A 14,529-nucleotide genomic window follows, 5' to 3' on the forward strand; every position below is an offset into this window, starting at 1 on the left:
ACGCACATCAGGAAGACTTGCGCGGCATCCCCAGACCGCCCAGCAAGGCCGCGAGCGGCTGCTTCGGCGCGCTCTTGCGCTCGGGCTCGACCGTTTCCTCCTGACGCTTCATCGCCGAAGGAGACGGCTCGTAAGGCTTCAGGAAAAACTCGTCGACAGGCTGCTGGCGGCCGCGCGGGCGATCGTGCATGCCTGTCGTGCGGCGCCGCGAACCCGACTCGTCGCGTGACGTATGACGATGCTCTCCGCGCTCGGACCTGCCGAAGCGATCTTCACGGCGCGGCGCCGAACCGTCGTGGCGTACGCGCGTCGTCACTTCGAGCGGCTCGACGTCGAGCGGACGCTTGATCAGCTTCTCGATGTCGGCGAGCTGCTTGCGCTCGTTCGCGCTGCACAGCGACAGCGCATCGCCCGACGCGCCCGCGCGACCGGTCCGGCCGATGCGGTGCACGTAATCTTCCGCGTTGAACGGCAGATCGAAGTTGATGACCGCCGGCAGTTCGGCGATATCGAGCCCGCGCGCGGCGACGTCGGTGGCGACGAGCGCCTCGATCTCGCCGCGCTTGAACGCGTCGAGCGCCTGCATGCGCTCGCTCTGCGTACGGTCGCCGTGAATCGCCGTCGCGACGATGCCGTCGCGCTCGAGCACGCGCGCGAGCCGGCTCGCGCCGATCTTGCTGTTGCAGAACACGATCACCTGCTTCAACTCGCGCTCGCGGATGAGCTGCGCGACCGCGCCGGATTTATCGCTCTCGTGCACCTCGTAGACGATCTGGCGCACGTTCGCATTGGTCGAATTGCTGCGCGCGACTTCGATCGTCTGCGGATTGCGCAGATACGTGGCCGCCAGCTTCTTGATTTCCGGCGAGAACGTGGCCGAGAACAGCAGCGTCTGACGTTCCTTCGGCAGAAGATTCAGGATGCGCTGGAGATCGGGCAGAAAGCCCATGTCCAGCATGCGGTCGGCCTCGTCGAGCACGAGCATCTGCACCTGGCCGAGATTCACCGTTTTTTGCTGCACGTGATCGAGCAGACGGCCCGGCGTAGCGATCAGGATTTCGACGCCGCGCCGCAACGCGTCGGACTGCGGATTCATGTCGACGCCGCCGAACACGACCGTGCTGCGCAGCGGCGTGTGCTTGGAGTAGGTCTGCACGTTGGCGGCGACCTGGTCGGCGAGTTCGCGCGTCGGCGTGAGCATCAGCGCGCGCACCGGATGGCGTGCGGGCGAGGCGCTCGTGTTGGCGCTCGGCAAAAGGCGCTGGATGATCGGCAGCGAGAAGCTCGCGGTCTTGCCGGTGCCGGTCTGCGCGGCGCCCATGACATCGCGGCCGGCGAGAACGACGGGGATCGCCTGCGCCTGAATCGGCGTGGGCGTGGTGTAGCCGGACTCGCGCACCGCTTTCAGGATGTCGGCGGACAAACCGAACTGGTCGAACGTCGGCGCAGCGGCGTGTGCGGTGGACGTGTTCGTGGCGACGGAATCGGACATGGTAACTATAGTGGCTTTCGCTAAAGTGCCGCTGGATGCGGCGCGCGTAAAAAATCGGTCGGGTCGTTCGGTCGATCGTCGCGATCGGTTGCTTACGCGGATGGGTTTCATTGGCGCACACGGCGCATCGGTCAGGCGCAAAGTGCGCGCGCTGGACGGGGGCGGCCGGTCGATCGAGCATCGCGCGTCCGCTCATTTGCTCGTTTCGATTCGCAAGCCCGCGCTCCGATGGAACACGGCTTCGATGACGCCTTCAAGGCACGCGGCATCGCTCGATTCGCCGAGCGGCGGCGCGCCCGAGGCCCGCGCACCGCTCGAGCCGGCATCGAACGGCGATGCCGGAAAAGTTCGGAATTCGGTCCGGCGGCAATTTTCACAGCCAGAAAGCCGCACATTGTAGCACCGCGCGCCGAAGCGCTCCGGCGACACAACGGCGCGCCCGGACGCCGGGCCGGGATGCCGCGCCTACTTCTTGCGCGCCTCGCAGTCCGCGAGCAGCGGCGGCGAATCCTTCGCGGCCATCTCGTCGTACAGGTTGGCCTGCGGACCCTTGGTCCACCACGTGTACTGATCGGCGACGTATTTCGCGCCGGATCCCGCGACCACGTTGACGAACAACAGCTTGCGCCCATCGACGGTCAGCGCCGCGAAGCTCTGATGATTGCGCGCATTCGTGTACTGGACCGACACGCTTTTGCCGCCCTTGCAGTCGTAGCGGGTGGTTTGCGTCGAAGCGGTCTGGATCTGCGGCACGGTGAGCGGCATCGCGAGCGCCGTCTGCGCGACGAGCGACGCGAGCGTCAGTGCGATTGATTTCTTCATCATTCGATTCGCAAGGTATTCGATGTCGATGCGGGCGCCAACGGTCAGGGATCGATGACGTCCGCGCACGCGTCGGTCGGCGCCGCTGCAACATGGCCGACGACCGGCACGATCTTCAGCCCCGCCGACGCGATCCGGCACGGCGCTGCGGCAAGTCCGCAGCCAGAGAGTCCGAAGGACACCGCGACGAAGGCTGCCACCACTTTCCATTTCACTTTCTTGCTCCCGCCCGCGCCGAACGCCGTTCACCTGACCGAAACCGGCCTCACCTTCGACGCCGCGAGCTTCGCGCGCTCGCGCGCCTCGTCGGTGTCGGCGCCCGTCGCGAGCGCGACGCCCATGCGGCGCTTCACGAAGCTCTCCGGTTTGCCGAAGAGCCGCAGATCCGCGCCGGGCACGGCGAGCGCTTCGGCGACACCCTCGAACGCGATGCCGGTCTCGTCCAGCCCGCCGTAGATCACGGCCGACGCGCCGGGCGTGCGCAAAGCGGTATCGACGGGCAAGCCGAGGATCGCACGCGCATGCAGTTCGAACTCGGAGAAACGCTGCGTCGCGAGCGTGACGAGGCCGGTGTCGTGCGGACGCGGGCTCACTTCCGAGAACCAGACGTCGTCGCCGCGCACGAAGAGCTCGACGCCGAAAAGCCCGCGTCCGCCGAGCGCGGTCACCACTTTCGCGGCGACATCGCGCGCCTTTTCGAGCGCTGCCGGGCTCATCGCCTGCGGCTGCCACGACTCGACATAATCGCCCGCAACCTGCACATGACCGATCGGATCGCAGAAGTACGTTTGCGTCGCGCCGTTCGCGGGATCCGCCGCGCGCACGGTGAGCTGAGTGATTTCGTATTCGAAGTCGATGAAGCCCTCGACGATCACGCGTCCGCGATTCACGCGACCGCCCGCCATCGCGTAGTTCCATGCCGGCTCGACGTCCGCGTCGCTCCTGAGCACCGACTGCCCTTTCCCCGACGACGACATCACGGGTTTCACGACGCACGGAAAACCGATCTCCGCGATCGCCGCCTTCATCTCGTCGAGCGATTGCGCGAACGCATAGGGCGAGGTCGGCAAACCCAGTTCCTCGGCGGCGAGACGCCGGATGCCTTCGCGATTCATCGTGAGTTGCGTGGCGCGGGCCGTAGGGATGACGGTCGCGAGTCCCGCCGCTTCGATATCGGCGAGGGCTTCGGTCGCGATCGCCTCGATTTCGGGCACGATCAGATGCGGCGCTTCCTTTTCGACGAGCGCGCGCAGCGCGGCGGCGTCGGTCATGTCGATCACGTGCGCGCGATGCGCGACCTGATGCCCCGGCGCGTTCGCGTAGCGATCGACCGCGATCACCTCGACACCCAGCCGCTGCAGCGCGATGATCACTTCCTTGCCGAGTTCGCCCGCGCCGAGCAGCATCACGCGCGTGGCGTCGGGGGACAGCGGCGTGCCGATGCGCATGGCGCCGGCGCGGAGTGGATCGGTCTGCATGGGTGCTCCAGAATCGAATCGGATGATGAGGCCAATAAAGCGCAGTGCGGCGAATTGGCCGCGATGTTAACACGCAGCGCCGACGCCGGCACTTTGCCGTCCGGTCTATTGACACGCGAACGCGCATCGGAATTCCCCGCGCATTTCTGGTGGACGAACGCCCCTGCGAAGCGCGGCCGATCATTTTGTTGCATCCGGGTGCTAGACAAAGTGTAGGACGCGTGCGATACCCTTACGGTTTCGCCAGCTTCAGGATCATCGATGCCCACGCACCTCTTTCGCGCGCTCACGCTTCGTTCGCCGCGCTCATCGTCCGGTTTCCTGTCGCGCAAGGATGCGCGTTCGCTGGTTTCCCGCGCGTGCTCGCTCGTCGTCGCGGCGAGTGTCGTCGCCGGCTGCGCGATGCCGAAGCACACCGATGCGAGCGCCCCGCCCACCGATCCCTATAATGCCGCCGCCACGCAATTGCTCGACGACACGCAATGGGTCCTCACGGGCTGGACGGACGCGAGCGGCCAGCCGCGCGCCGTGCCGCACGCGGGCGAGAACAACGCCCAGCCGCTCACGCTCGATTTCTCCACCGCGAACGGCCGCCGCCAGGCGAGCGGCTTTTCGGGCTGCAACCGCTTCGCCGGCGCGTACGAACTGAAGAACGGCAAGCTCACGTTCGGCCCGCTCGCCGGCACGCGCATGGCGTGCGTATCGGGTGCGGGGGCCGCGCTGGAGCGGCCGTATCTCGACGCGCTCGCGCATATCGCGAAAAGCGGCGTGCAGATGAATCTGCCTCAATCGCTGCAACTGACGCTCGACGACGGCCAGGTGCTGACCTTCGCGCCGCGCGCGAAGTGATGTGTTGCGTACTTGCGGCACGCGCGTCGTGCACGCACGGCACGCCGCGGCACCCGTTAAACTGCTCGATCGAGCAGCCCGGCCGTCAGGCGATACCGGCGCAGCCGGGCAGCAGTCTCAATCGTTTCACCCATCATTGATTCAATCTCAAGCATGCACATGGTAGTTCTCGGCTGGTTCGGTGCATCGGTCGTCTGGTTCCTTCCGCTCTTCTGGCGCATCGTCAAGCAGGCGCTGCCGGGCGGCGCGGGCGTGCGCGGCCCGGGCACGATCCGTCTCTGGCTCGGCTTCGTCGCGGTATTGCTCGCAAGCAGCACGCTCGAAGGCGCGCTCGCCCATTCGCTCGAAGCGCAGGCGGACATCAATCGCTGCGGACGCGCGCTCGCCACGGCGCTGACCGGGCCGGCGCATCTGGCCGGCGCGGGCGCGATCGCGGCGATCGTGCTCGCAATCTTCCTGCCCTGGCTGATCGAATTCAGCTGGCGTTCGGTGCTCGCGTGGGCGGACGAGGCGTTCGGCTTCGGCCTGCCGCAAAGCTGGATCACGCCGCGCGAGCGCGAAAGCGAGCCGCGGCAAAGCTCGCCCGGCCGTGACAAGCCGCGTGACAAGGCCGCCAGCTGGTTCGAGCGCCGCGCCCGTGCGAAAGCCGCGCGCGACTCGCAGGAACGCGCGCATCGCAACGAACGTTTCGATGCGCCGGCGTCGCGCACGTCGCCCGACGAGCCGACGCTCGGTCTGCCGACGGGCCCCCGCAGCAGCCGTTATCAGCGGCCGACCGCGTGGCGTCCGCCTTCGACAAGCAAAAGCGCTGCCAGCCGCACGGTCGCGGCCGCCGCGAACGCCGTCGCCACCGCCGAGGCCTATGCCAAACGCCCCGCATTCGAGGCGGCGGGCGTCGCGCGTCCGGTCACGCAGATCGAGCCGGTCGCGCCCGCGAACTGGTTGAATTCGTCCGGACCGTCGGCGAATCGCGAGGCGCGCACGCCGTTCGCACCGCGTCAGGCGGCTGCGTTCGAGCCGTCGGGTTCGGGCTTGCGAGCTTCCGTCGCCGTCGACAAGCCGCGCGCTCAGACTTCGCCGACGCCCGCGCCTCGCATGGATCGCCCGCGCGACCCGGTGACCTCGATGTCCGCGCAACGGTCATCGGGGGTGGCGAGCGTGTCCACGTCCGTCGCCGCGAGTGCGGGCGCTTCCCGCACGCCGCCTCAGCCGCACGCGCCGCAAGGCTTCCGACGTGCGCCCGCGCGGCCGGCCTCGGTCGCCACGACGCGCGAATTCACGCCCGCCCCGCTCACCGCTCCCACGTTCTCGCGCCCGGCCGCGCCGCTCGGACCGCCTACTGTGCCGCCCGCGCCCGATGCGATTCAGGCGACGCTGCGCTCCATCGAAGAAAAAACCGCGATGTGGACGTCGCTCGCCGGCGCGAGTCTCGCTCGCGGCCACGTGGCGATGGCACGGTCCGCGCAGCCGGACGTGGCGTCGAGCGCCGAGGCGTCGGAGCTGGCGAGCGCCGACGAAGGCATCGTCGAACACGCGGGGGAAGCGCGCATCGAGCAGCAAGCCCGACCGTCCGTGGAAATGCAGGAAAACGAGGCGCGTATCGAGCCGCCGCTGATCGATGCGCACGTGATCGCGCCCGCCCTCGTCGAGCCGCCGCCGCTTCTCGAAATGCGTCTGCCCGAGCCGCCGGCCGTCGAGCCCACGGCCGTCGAGCCCGCCGCGCCGCAGGCAACCGACGCGAGCGAAGCGGAAATCGAAGAAAGCGCACCGCAAGAGCCGCCGCGAATCGCATTGCCGTCCGAGCCTCCTCTGCCCGGCTCGAACGAGATAGCGGAGCCTGCGCCCACAGCGCGACCGCATGAGCCAGAGCAGGACTTGCGCGAACTCGCGCAAACGCCGCCGTGGCTGGATGCGCCCGATTCGAGCGAAGAGCACGACCACGTCGTCCCCCCTGCCCCACCGCTTCTGCGGATCGTCGACGAGCAGGACGACACGCTCGAAACGCCTGCGCAAGCGTCGGAGGAACCGTCCCTCGACGAGCGCCAGGTCGCGGGCGACGAATTCGCGTCGTCATCGAACATCGTGCGCTTTCCGGGCTTTGCGGCCGCGCCGGTCGCACCGGTCACTCCGCCGCCCGTCGCCGTTTCGGCTGTGAATCCGCCGAGCGCGACACCGCCAGCACCGCCCTCCTCGCCCGAGCCACGCGCACCGGTACGCGGCTTAGCGGGGACCGAATTCGAATTCCACGCACCGCACGCGTCGGCGGTGGAACTGCCGACGCTCGATCTGCTCGAGCCCGCGTCCGGCGAAATCGAACCGGTCTCCGAGGAACGTCTGAACGAAACCGGTCAACTGATCGAGCAGCGCCTTCAGGAATTCAAGGTGCCGGTGACGGTCGTCGGCGCGTCCGCGGGCCCGGTCATCACGCGCTTCGAAGTCGAGCCGGCGCTCGGCGTGCGCGGCAGCCAGATCGTCGGGCTGATGAAGGATCTGTCGCGCGGTCTCGGCCTCACGTCGATTCGCGTCGTCGAGACGATTCCCGGCAAGACCTGCATGGGCCTGGAGCTGCCGAATCCGAAGCGTCAGATGATCCGCCTGTCGGAGATTCTGGAGGACGACGTTTATCGTGCGTCGAAGTCGAATCTGACCATCGCGATGGGCAAGGACATCATCGGCAATCCGGTCGTGACGGATCTCGCGAAGGCGCCGCACATGCTCGTCGCGGGCACGACGGGCTCGGGCAAGTCGGTCGCGATCAACGCGATGATCCTTTCGCTGCTCTACAAGGCGAAGCCCGAGGATGTGCGCCTCATCATGATCGATCCGAAGATGCTGGAGCTTTCCGTCTACGAAGGCATTCCGCATCTGCTCGCGCCGGTCGTCACCGACATGAAGCTCGCGTCGAACGCGCTCAACTGGTGCGTCGGCGAGATGGAGAAGCGCTACCGGCTGATGTCGGCGGTCGGCGTGCGCAATCTGCAGGGCTTCAACCAGAAGATCCGCAACACCGAAGCCGCGGGCAAGAAGCTGACGAACCCGTTCTCGCTCACGCCCGACGCGCCCGAGCCGCTCGCCACGCTGCCGCTCATCGTCGTGGTCATCGACGAGCTCGCGGACCTGATGATGGTCGCCGGCAAGCAGATCGAGCAGTTGATCGCGCGTCTTGCGCAAAAGGCGCGCGCGGCCGGCATCCATCTGATTCTCGCGACGCAGCGGCCCTCGGTGGACGTGATCACCGGCCTCATCAAGGCGAACATTCCGACGCGCGTGGCGTTCCAGGTGTCGTCGAAGATCGATTCGCGCACGATCCTCGACCAGATGGGCGCGGAATCGCTGCTCGGCGCGGGCGACATGCTGTTCCTGCCGCCCGGCACCGGCTATCCGCAGCGCGTGCACGGCGCGTTCGTCGCGGACGACGAAGTGCATCGCGTGGTCGAGCATCTGAAGCAGTTCGGCGAGCCGGAGTACGAGGAAGGCATTCTCTCCGGTCCGACGGGCGAAGGCGGCGGCACGCAGGACCTGTTCGGCGATACGCCCGATGCCGAAGCCGATCCGCTCTACGACGAAGCCGTTGCGTTCGTCGTGCGCTCGCGGCGCGCGTCGATTTCGTCGGTGCAGCGGCAATTGCGCATCGGCTATAACCGCGCGGCGCGGCTCGTCGAGCAGATGGAAGCGGCCGGCCTCGTCTCGCCGATGGGCAACAACGGCAACCGCGAAGTGCTCGCGCCGCCCGGCCCGGCCGAGTGAGCGTCACCAGAGCCGCAGGCGGCGCAAGAGAAAGATCGTGATGGCGGCACAGCACGCCATCACGCCGACCACGATCCAGAACGACGCCGGGTCCTTCGTGCCCGGCAGGCCGGCCACGTTCATGCCGAAGATGCCCGTCACGAGCGTCGCGGGCAGCAGCAACGCGGACATGATCGCGAGCCACAGCAGCTTGCGGTTGATGTCCTCCGAGAGCGCCGCGGCGATTTCATCCTGCAACAGCTTCGCGCGCTCGTAGAGCCCTTCCAGACCGCCGCCCAGCCCGTTCAAGACCTGAATCGCCTGCACGAGCGCTTCCATCGAGCGCGGTTCGGCCCATTCGAGCTTGCGCAGGACGAGTTGCGTCAGCGCGTTGCGCTCGGGATCGATGAACCGCTTCACCTCCACGATGCGCCGCCTCGCCTCCCCGAGCGCCGCGCGGCATTTCGAATGGCCGCCCTCCAGCACGCTTTCCTCGACATCGTCGAGGCAGTCGCCGATTTCGTCGATACGATCCGCGAACGTGTCGTTCAGCGCGCGGATGAGGCCCGCGAAGAGATCGACGGTATCGCGGAAGATCGCGCCTTCGAGCACCGCGTGACGCAGCCGGTCGGTCGATTGCAGCGGCCGCGCGCGCACCGTGATCATGCGATGCTTGTCGACGTAGAAGCGCAGCGCGCCGGTCGCGCGGTTCGCTTCGCGCGTATCGGGCGCGGCGGCATCCGGCGTCTTCGCGACGAGCTCCAGATCCGCGACGACGCCGTACATGAAGTTCGTTCCGATATGCACCCGCGGGCGCTTGTCCTCGCCGTTCAGGAACTCGCGTGCGACATCGGGCATCGACGTGACGCCTTCGAGCCAGCCTTCTACGGCGTCGTCGTTCGCGGACAGATGCAGCCAGGTCGGGCCATCGCCCGCAACGGCTTCGCGCGCCTCGTCCCAGGTCAGCCGCAGCGCCTCGCCGCCGGCGAAGCTGAACGCGCTGATGAATCCCGGCGGCGCCGGCTCGCTACGCTTGGTCGGACGCTCGCGGGCGTCGAATGTGTGAGTCGTGTTCAATCTCGCTTCCCTGCTATTACCTTTCTGTTTTCTCAGTACACCTTTCAGTCGAATACGAGTGAGAGGCGCTGAAAAAATATCGTACTAGAACTCGTAGCGTCCCCAGAAGAACGCGACATCGCCCTTGTTGATGCCCGGTATGCGCGGGATGAACGTCGCCATCACCGATGCGCGCTGATAGCGCACGGAGCCGATCGGCAGCGCGACAGGCACCGGCAAATAATGGGCGATGTCGCTGCGCGCCGTGAAGCCCGCGAAATACCCGCCGCCGACCGACAAGCCGCCGAGCACCGGCGTGGTGTACCACTGCCGCGCGTAGCCGCCGATCGGCTGGATGTGCTTGTGGGAATCGAGAAACGCGAACGCGAACAGGATGTCCTGATTGCCGTTCGCGTCGGTCCAGTGCTTGCCGGCGCCGCCGCCCCACGAATTCGAGTTGAGGTGGCTGGTGTCGTCGTAACCGTCGATATGCCAGCCGTAGCCCGTCAGGTACAGGTCCCACGTGCCCTCGTGCGCGACGCGCATCACGCGCGCGCACGCCGCCGACATCCAGTCTCGCTTGTAGTCGCATTCCTTGTCGTCCGCGTGGGCTGCGAGCGGCGCGCACAACATCGAAACCGTGACCGCCTTGACCAATGTCTTTTTCATCGTCGCCGGATCGCGTGTCGCTCTGTGGGTCGCGGCTCATCGGCCGCGCTCTGCCCCTTCGGTCAACGCGTCACGAGGGCGATACGAACTTGAAATCGACCGGTGAGCCGATCGACAGCCGTTTCGGGTCCGACGCGAGCTCGCCTGTTTGCGGATCGCGGCGGAAGAAGTACGCACTGTCGCTTTCCTGATTGCCGACGATGAGCCAGCGCCCGGTCGGATCGATCGCGAATTCGCGCGGCGTCTTGCCGAGCGTCGGATAGCGCTTGACGAGCTTCAGATGGCCGTTGCCCGGATCGACCGAAAACTGGACGAGCTCGTTCGCGTCGCCCCGGTTGGTAGCGTAGAGAAAGCGGCCGTCCGGCGACAAATGAATCGCGCCGCCGCCGATCTTCCCTCTGAAGCCCGGCGCGATCATCGACGCTGTCTGGACTTGCGTGAGATTGCCGTCGCGATAGTCGAAAACGAGCACCGATGCGTTCAGCTCGGTCGTCAGATACGCGTGCTTGCCGCTCGCGTCGAAGATCAGATGGCGCGGCCCGGAGCCCGGCTTGATCGGCGCGTAGCGCGCTTCGGTTGGGCCGAAGAGGCCGCGGCTCGAGGCGGACGGATCGGGCGTGTAGCGATAGGCGAATACCTTGTCGACGCCGAGATCCTGCGCGAACAGATACTTGCCGTCGGGCGAGAACACGGTCGAGTGAACGTGCGAATTGTCCTGCCGTCCCTTCACCGGGCCGCCGCCCTCGTGATGCACGGTGAGCACCGAATTGCCCACGTGGCCGTCGGAAGAAAGCGGGAAGACCGCGAAGCTGCCGCCCGGATTGGACGCGACGGAATAGTTGGCGGTCAGCAGATATTTGCCATCGGGCGAGATCGCGAGATAGCACGGATCATTGCCGTCCGACGAAACGCGATTGAGAAAGCTCAACTGGCCGCTCGCGCGGTCGAAGCGAAAGGCGCTCACGCCGCCGCGTTGCGTCGGCGGGCCGTTGTCGCCGGGCAATTCGTTCACTGCATACACGTAATTCCGGTCCCGGCTCACCACGAGATACGACGGATTCACCGTCTGCGCCGACGCGATGCGGGACAGTTCGCCACTGCCCGTGTCGAAGCGATAGACATAGATGCCTTCGCTCTTGCCGCCGCCCGTGTAGGTGCCGATGAGCAGATCGTAGACCTCGCCGCTCGCCGCCGTGCTCATGCTTGCCGCGCCGCTCGCGGCGCCAGGCGCGGCGGGCGCGGAAGCCGTTTGCGCGAATGCCTGCGTCGCCGCCAGCGACAACATCAGCGCGACGCCCTTCGCCCATGCGACGGGCCTGATGCGCATCGGGCGCGCGTCTTGCAATATGGGCATGAGCGAATTCGCGCCGCGGGGATGGCTCGGGTGCATGAAACCTCCTCATCGTCTCTTTGATGCTTGTTATCGGGAGCGACGCGCGGATCCGCCGACATCGCAAGGCCCAAGGACGTGCGGGAGCAAATTCCGCTCCAATCGACGCGACCGCCATCTCGATCGATGCGGCTCGCAACCAAGATACACGCAGGACGGGCCAACCGACACGATTCGAACCAACAACAGGAGTTGCCGCGATGACTATCCACCTGAGCCTTGCCCCATTGGTCTCCCTGATCGCCGGGATCCTCATTCTCATCATGCCGCGGTTGCTGAACTTCATCGTCGCGATCTATCTGATCGTGATCGGGCTGATCGGCTTGTTCGGAATGGGATCGGCCCATTTCTGACAGGCGCGCGACAGTCGTTGTGACGCCGATTCGCCCCGGCGGTTCCGCGGATGAGTGGATGTGCGAACGCACGCGCACAGGTCGTCCCGTGCGCGTGCTCAAAGTGTCACGACCTGATCTTGTCAGCCGTTCGCGAGTTGATCGAGGCGCAGGCGTCCCTGCAACGACAACGCGCCGACCGAGACGCCGTTGGCGCCGAAGCTGTACCGGCTGAAGCAGTCCCGCTCGGTGAGAAAGGCGGCGGCGGTTTCCATCGCATTGCGCGACAGGCCGAGGCGTTTGTGATCGAGCGCGAGCAGCATCTCGGCGTCGGAGACGCGGCTCGCCGCGGACAGTATCGCGATGCAGTCGGCTTTCGACGGATAGAGCATGGGGTTCCGTTCCTCGAAAACACTACGTTGGGGACCGGCGAGACCTCGCGCGAAGCGCCTGCATTGACCCGCGCGCGGAACGACCGGGAACATGCATGAAAGACAAATGAAAGAAAACGAAGTTCAACCGCGAGGATGCGACGGCCTTTCACGAAACTTCATTCTAAACATCAGTCGAATGTTTCTTCAATGGCGCGATCGGCGCATTGCCTGCGCTTTCAGCCGGTGCGTCCTGAGCGCGCGGCCCGATTTTCTGCTTGTTGCGAACGATTGCGGCAGAATGCGGCCAGAAAGCATGCGTGGCGTCCCCTCGTCTTCTTTGCCCGACGTTACGCTTCGCTCGGGGCGCGCCGCGTCCCGAATCTTTTGCTCAACCCGCGGCGCGTTCGATTCGGCCCGCGCCGCCAGCAGGAAGATGTTCGCTTATGCCAGCACTGATCGAAGACTATGCGATGGTCGGCGACGGCCACACCGCAGCCCTCATTTCCCGCGACGGCTCCGTCGACTGGCTCTGTTGGCCGCGTTTCGACTCCGGCGCGTGCTTTGCCGCGCTGCTCGGCACGCCGGAGCACGGCCGATGGCTCATCGCGCCCGAGATGCCCGACGGCGAGGCGCCCGTCATCACGCGCCGCTATCGCGAGGACACGCTGGTCCTCGAAACGGATTTCGAAACGCCGCAAGGCGCCGTGACGATCGTCGACTTCATGCCTTTGCGCAACGGTCACTCCGAGCTCGTGCGCATCGTGATCGGCCGGCGCGGCACGGTGCGCATGAAGATGGAACTGGTGCTGCGTTTCGATTACGGCTCGGCCGTGCCCTGGGTCAGCCGTCTGCCCGACGACAGCGGCATTCGCGCGATCGCCGGTCCGGATCTCGCGGTGCTGCGCACGCCCGTCGATCTCGTCGGCGAAAACATGCACACGACCGCCTGCTTCGACGTGAGCGCGGGCGAGCGCGTGCCCTTCTCGCTGTGCTATTCGCAGTCGCACTTGCGTCTGCCCCACGCGTCCGATCCGCATACGCAACTCGCGCGCACCGAGAACCATTGGCGCGAATGGTCGGGGCAAAGCGAGCTCAACGGCCGCTGGGCCAGCGCGATCCGGCGCTCGCTCATCACGCTCAAGGCGCTCGCCTACGAGCCGACGGGCGGCATCGTCGCAGCGCCGACGACCTCGCTGCCGGAGCAGCTCGGCGGCACGCGCAACTGGGACTATCGCTACTGCTGGCTGCGCGATGCGACCATCACCCTGCTCGCGATGATGCGCGGCGGCTACTACGACGAAGCCCGCGCCTGGCGTGCGTGGCTGGGCCGCGTGATGGCGGGGTCGCCGTCGCAGATTCAGATCATGTACGGCATCGCAGGCGAGCGCCGCCTGCCCGAATGGGAGATCGCGTGGCTGCCGGGCTACGAGGGCGCGGCGCCGGTGCGGATCGGCAACGGCGCGGTCGATCAGTTGCAGCTCGACGTCTACGGCGAAGTGATGAACGCGCTGCACCTCGCGCGCATCGGCGGCCTGCAGAGCGACGAAACCGCATGGTCGATCCAGTGCGCCATGCTGCAACACCTCGACACGATCTGGGAACAACCCGACGAAGGCATCTGGGAAGTGCGTGGCGGAAAGCAACACTTCACGTTCTCGAAGGTGATGGCGTGGGTCGCGTACGACCGCGCGATCAAATCGGCGGAAAAGTTCGAACTGCCTGGTCCGATCGACCACTGGCGCGAGATGCGCGCACGCATCCGCGCCGAGGTGCTGAAGAAGAGCTGGAATCCGGCGCTGAACTCCTTCACGCAGGCCTACGGCAGCGATGCGCTCGACGCGAGCCTGCTGCTCATCCCTTTGCTCGGATTTTTGCCGCCAAAAGATCCGCGAGTGACCGGAACCGTACATGCGATCGAGACCAAATTGACGCACGATGGGCTGGTGAAGCGTTACCACACCGCGGAAGTCGCGGATGGGTTGCCGCCCGGAGAAGGCACGTTTCTGGCTTGTAGCTTCTGGCTGGTCGACAATCTGGCGCTTCAGGGCCGGAACGACGAAGCGCACCAGATGTTCGAGCGCCTCGTGGGTCTCGCCAACGACGTCGGGCTGCTGGCCGAGGAGTACGACACGGTGGCGAAGCGCATGGTCGGGAATTTCCCGCAGGCCTTCACCCACGTGGCGCTGGTGCACACCGGGATGAACTTGATGCGTCACGAAGAAGAGATGGCGAAGGCGACCGGGCAGCCATCCGGCTCGGGAGATCACGCCGAAGCGGAGGCTCAGGCCGAGATCGACGCCGCCGAAGGAAAGTCTTAAATCTCTGTTTTGTTTGGCGAAAT

General features: G+C 66.3%; 13 protein-coding genes. 5 read left to right on the forward strand and 8 right to left on the reverse strand.

Annotated features, from left to right (window positions below; all coding sequences use genetic code 11):
* Positions 1–7: 7 nt before the first annotated feature.
* Positions 8–1,492 carry a DEAD/DEAH box helicase gene (locus U4Y90_RS02715; protein ID WP_321791928.1) on the reverse strand — a complete coding sequence of 495 codons (1,485 nt, stop codon included), beginning with the start codon at positions 1,490–1,492 and terminating at the stop codon, positions 8–10.
* Here U4Y90_RS02715 and U4Y90_RS02720 point away from each other — a divergent pair.
* Entirely contained in the window at positions 1,461–1,892 is a 432-nt protein-coding gene (locus U4Y90_RS02720; protein WP_321791930.1) for a hypothetical protein, read from the forward strand. The genes U4Y90_RS02715 and U4Y90_RS02720 overlap by 32 nt on opposite strands.
* Positions 1,893–1,957: 65 nt before the next feature.
* Here U4Y90_RS02720 and U4Y90_RS02725 read toward each other — a convergent pair whose 3' ends face one another.
* From U4Y90_RS02725 to purT, 3 genes are read right to left on the reverse strand one after another with little or no spacing between them, the layout of a single operon-like run.
* Positions 1,958–2,314: an MliC family protein gene (locus U4Y90_RS02725; RefSeq protein ID WP_321792565.1), complete on the reverse strand. Its 357-nt coding sequence runs from the start codon at positions 2,312–2,314 to the stop codon at positions 1,958–1,960.
* A 44-nt stretch (positions 2,315–2,358) separates the two neighbouring features.
* Complete coding sequence (locus U4Y90_RS02730; RefSeq protein WP_321791932.1) at positions 2,359–2,529, reverse strand: DUF6726 family protein; 171 nt, start codon at positions 2,527–2,529, stop codon at positions 2,359–2,361.
* A 30-nt stretch (positions 2,530–2,559) separates the two neighbouring features.
* Complete coding sequence (gene purT / locus U4Y90_RS02735) at positions 2,560–3,792, reverse strand: formate-dependent phosphoribosylglycinamide formyltransferase (RefSeq protein ID WP_321791934.1); 1,233 nt, start codon at positions 3,790–3,792, stop codon at positions 2,560–2,562.
* A 261-nt stretch (positions 3,793–4,053) separates the two neighbouring features.
* Between purT and U4Y90_RS02740 the strand changes: the two genes are divergently transcribed.
* Positions 4,054–4,641: an META domain-containing protein gene (locus U4Y90_RS02740; protein WP_321791936.1), complete on the forward strand. Its 588-nt coding sequence runs from the start codon at positions 4,054–4,056 to the stop codon at positions 4,639–4,641.
* Between the two features lie 153 nt (positions 4,642–4,794).
* Positions 4,795–8,388 (forward strand): DNA translocase FtsK, encoded by a 3,594-nt coding sequence (locus tag U4Y90_RS02745; protein WP_321791938.1) that lies wholly within the window; start codon positions 4,795–4,797, stop codon positions 8,386–8,388.
* 3 nt (positions 8,389–8,391) lie between these two features.
* Here U4Y90_RS02745 and U4Y90_RS02750 read toward each other — a convergent pair whose 3' ends face one another.
* From U4Y90_RS02750 to U4Y90_RS02760, 3 genes are all read right to left on the reverse strand, one after another.
* Positions 8,392–9,444: a transporter gene (locus tag U4Y90_RS02750; protein WP_321791940.1), complete on the reverse strand. Its 1,053-nt coding sequence runs from the start codon at positions 9,442–9,444 to the stop codon at positions 8,392–8,394.
* An 84-nt stretch (positions 9,445–9,528) separates the two neighbouring features.
* Complete coding sequence (locus tag U4Y90_RS02755; RefSeq protein WP_321791942.1) at positions 9,529–10,092, reverse strand: antimicrobial peptide resistance and lipid A acylation PagP; 564 nt, start codon at positions 10,090–10,092, stop codon at positions 9,529–9,531.
* 70 nt (positions 10,093–10,162) lie between these two features.
* Complete coding sequence (locus U4Y90_RS02760; RefSeq protein WP_321791944.1) at positions 10,163–11,446, reverse strand: lactonase family protein; 1,284 nt, start codon at positions 11,444–11,446, stop codon at positions 10,163–10,165.
* Positions 11,447–11,682: 236 nt separating this feature from the next.
* Here U4Y90_RS02760 and U4Y90_RS02765 point away from each other — a divergent pair, with 236 nt between their 5' ends.
* Positions 11,683–11,835, forward strand: a complete 153-nt coding sequence (locus U4Y90_RS02765; protein ID WP_008350665.1) for a DUF3096 domain-containing protein — start codon at positions 11,683–11,685, stop codon at positions 11,833–11,835.
* Positions 11,836–11,957: 122 nt separating this feature from the next.
* Here U4Y90_RS02765 and U4Y90_RS02770 read toward each other — a convergent pair whose 3' ends face one another.
* Complete coding sequence (locus U4Y90_RS02770) at positions 11,958–12,206, reverse strand: hypothetical protein (protein ID WP_321791946.1); 249 nt, start codon at positions 12,204–12,206, stop codon at positions 11,958–11,960.
* A 425-nt stretch (positions 12,207–12,631) separates the two neighbouring features.
* Between U4Y90_RS02770 and U4Y90_RS02775 the strand changes: the two genes are divergently transcribed.
* Positions 12,632–14,506 (forward strand): glycoside hydrolase family 15 protein, encoded by a 1,875-nt coding sequence (locus tag U4Y90_RS02775; RefSeq protein WP_321791948.1) that lies wholly within the window; start codon positions 12,632–12,634, stop codon positions 14,504–14,506.
* Positions 14,507–14,529 lie beyond the last annotated feature (23 nt).

Source organism: Caballeronia sp. J97 (assembly GCF_905220305.1).
Lineage (GTDB): Bacteria > Pseudomonadota > Gammaproteobacteria > Burkholderiales > Burkholderiaceae > Caballeronia.

What these genes read in the sequence shown, in the direction of transcription:
- U4Y90_RS02715 (WP_321791928.1), bottom strand. Translation starts at nt 1,492, where the DNA reads ATGTCCGATTCCGTCGCCACGAACACGTCCACCGCACACGCCGCTGCG.
- U4Y90_RS02725 (WP_321792565.1), bottom strand. Translation starts at nt 2,314, where the DNA reads ATGAAGAAATCAATCGCACTGACGCTCGCGTCGCTCGTCGCGCAGACG.
- purT (WP_321791934.1), bottom strand. Translation starts at nt 3,792, where the DNA reads ATGCAGACCGATCCACTCCGCGCCGGCGCCATGCGCATCGGCACGCCG.
- U4Y90_RS02740 (WP_321791936.1), top strand. Translation starts at nt 4,054, where the DNA reads ATGCCCACGCACCTCTTTCGCGCGCTCACGCTTCGTTCGCCGCGCTCA.
- U4Y90_RS02745 (WP_321791938.1), top strand. Translation starts at nt 4,795, where the DNA reads ATGCACATGGTAGTTCTCGGCTGGTTCGGTGCATCGGTCGTCTGGTTC.
- U4Y90_RS02755 (WP_321791942.1), bottom strand. Translation starts at nt 10,092, where the DNA reads ATGAAAAAGACATTGGTCAAGGCGGTCACGGTTTCGATGTTGTGCGCG.
- U4Y90_RS02760 (WP_321791944.1), bottom strand. Translation starts at nt 11,446, where the DNA reads ATGCCCATATTGCAAGACGCGCGCCCGATGCGCATCAGGCCCGTCGCA.
- U4Y90_RS02765 (WP_008350665.1), top strand. Translation starts at nt 11,683, where the DNA reads ATGACTATCCACCTGAGCCTTGCCCCATTGGTCTCCCTGATCGCCGGG.
- U4Y90_RS02770 (WP_321791946.1), bottom strand. Translation starts at nt 12,206, where the DNA reads ATGCTCTATCCGTCGAAAGCCGACTGCATCGCGATACTGTCCGCGGCG.
- U4Y90_RS02775 (WP_321791948.1), top strand. Translation starts at nt 12,632, where the DNA reads ATGCCAGCACTGATCGAAGACTATGCGATGGTCGGCGACGGCCACACC.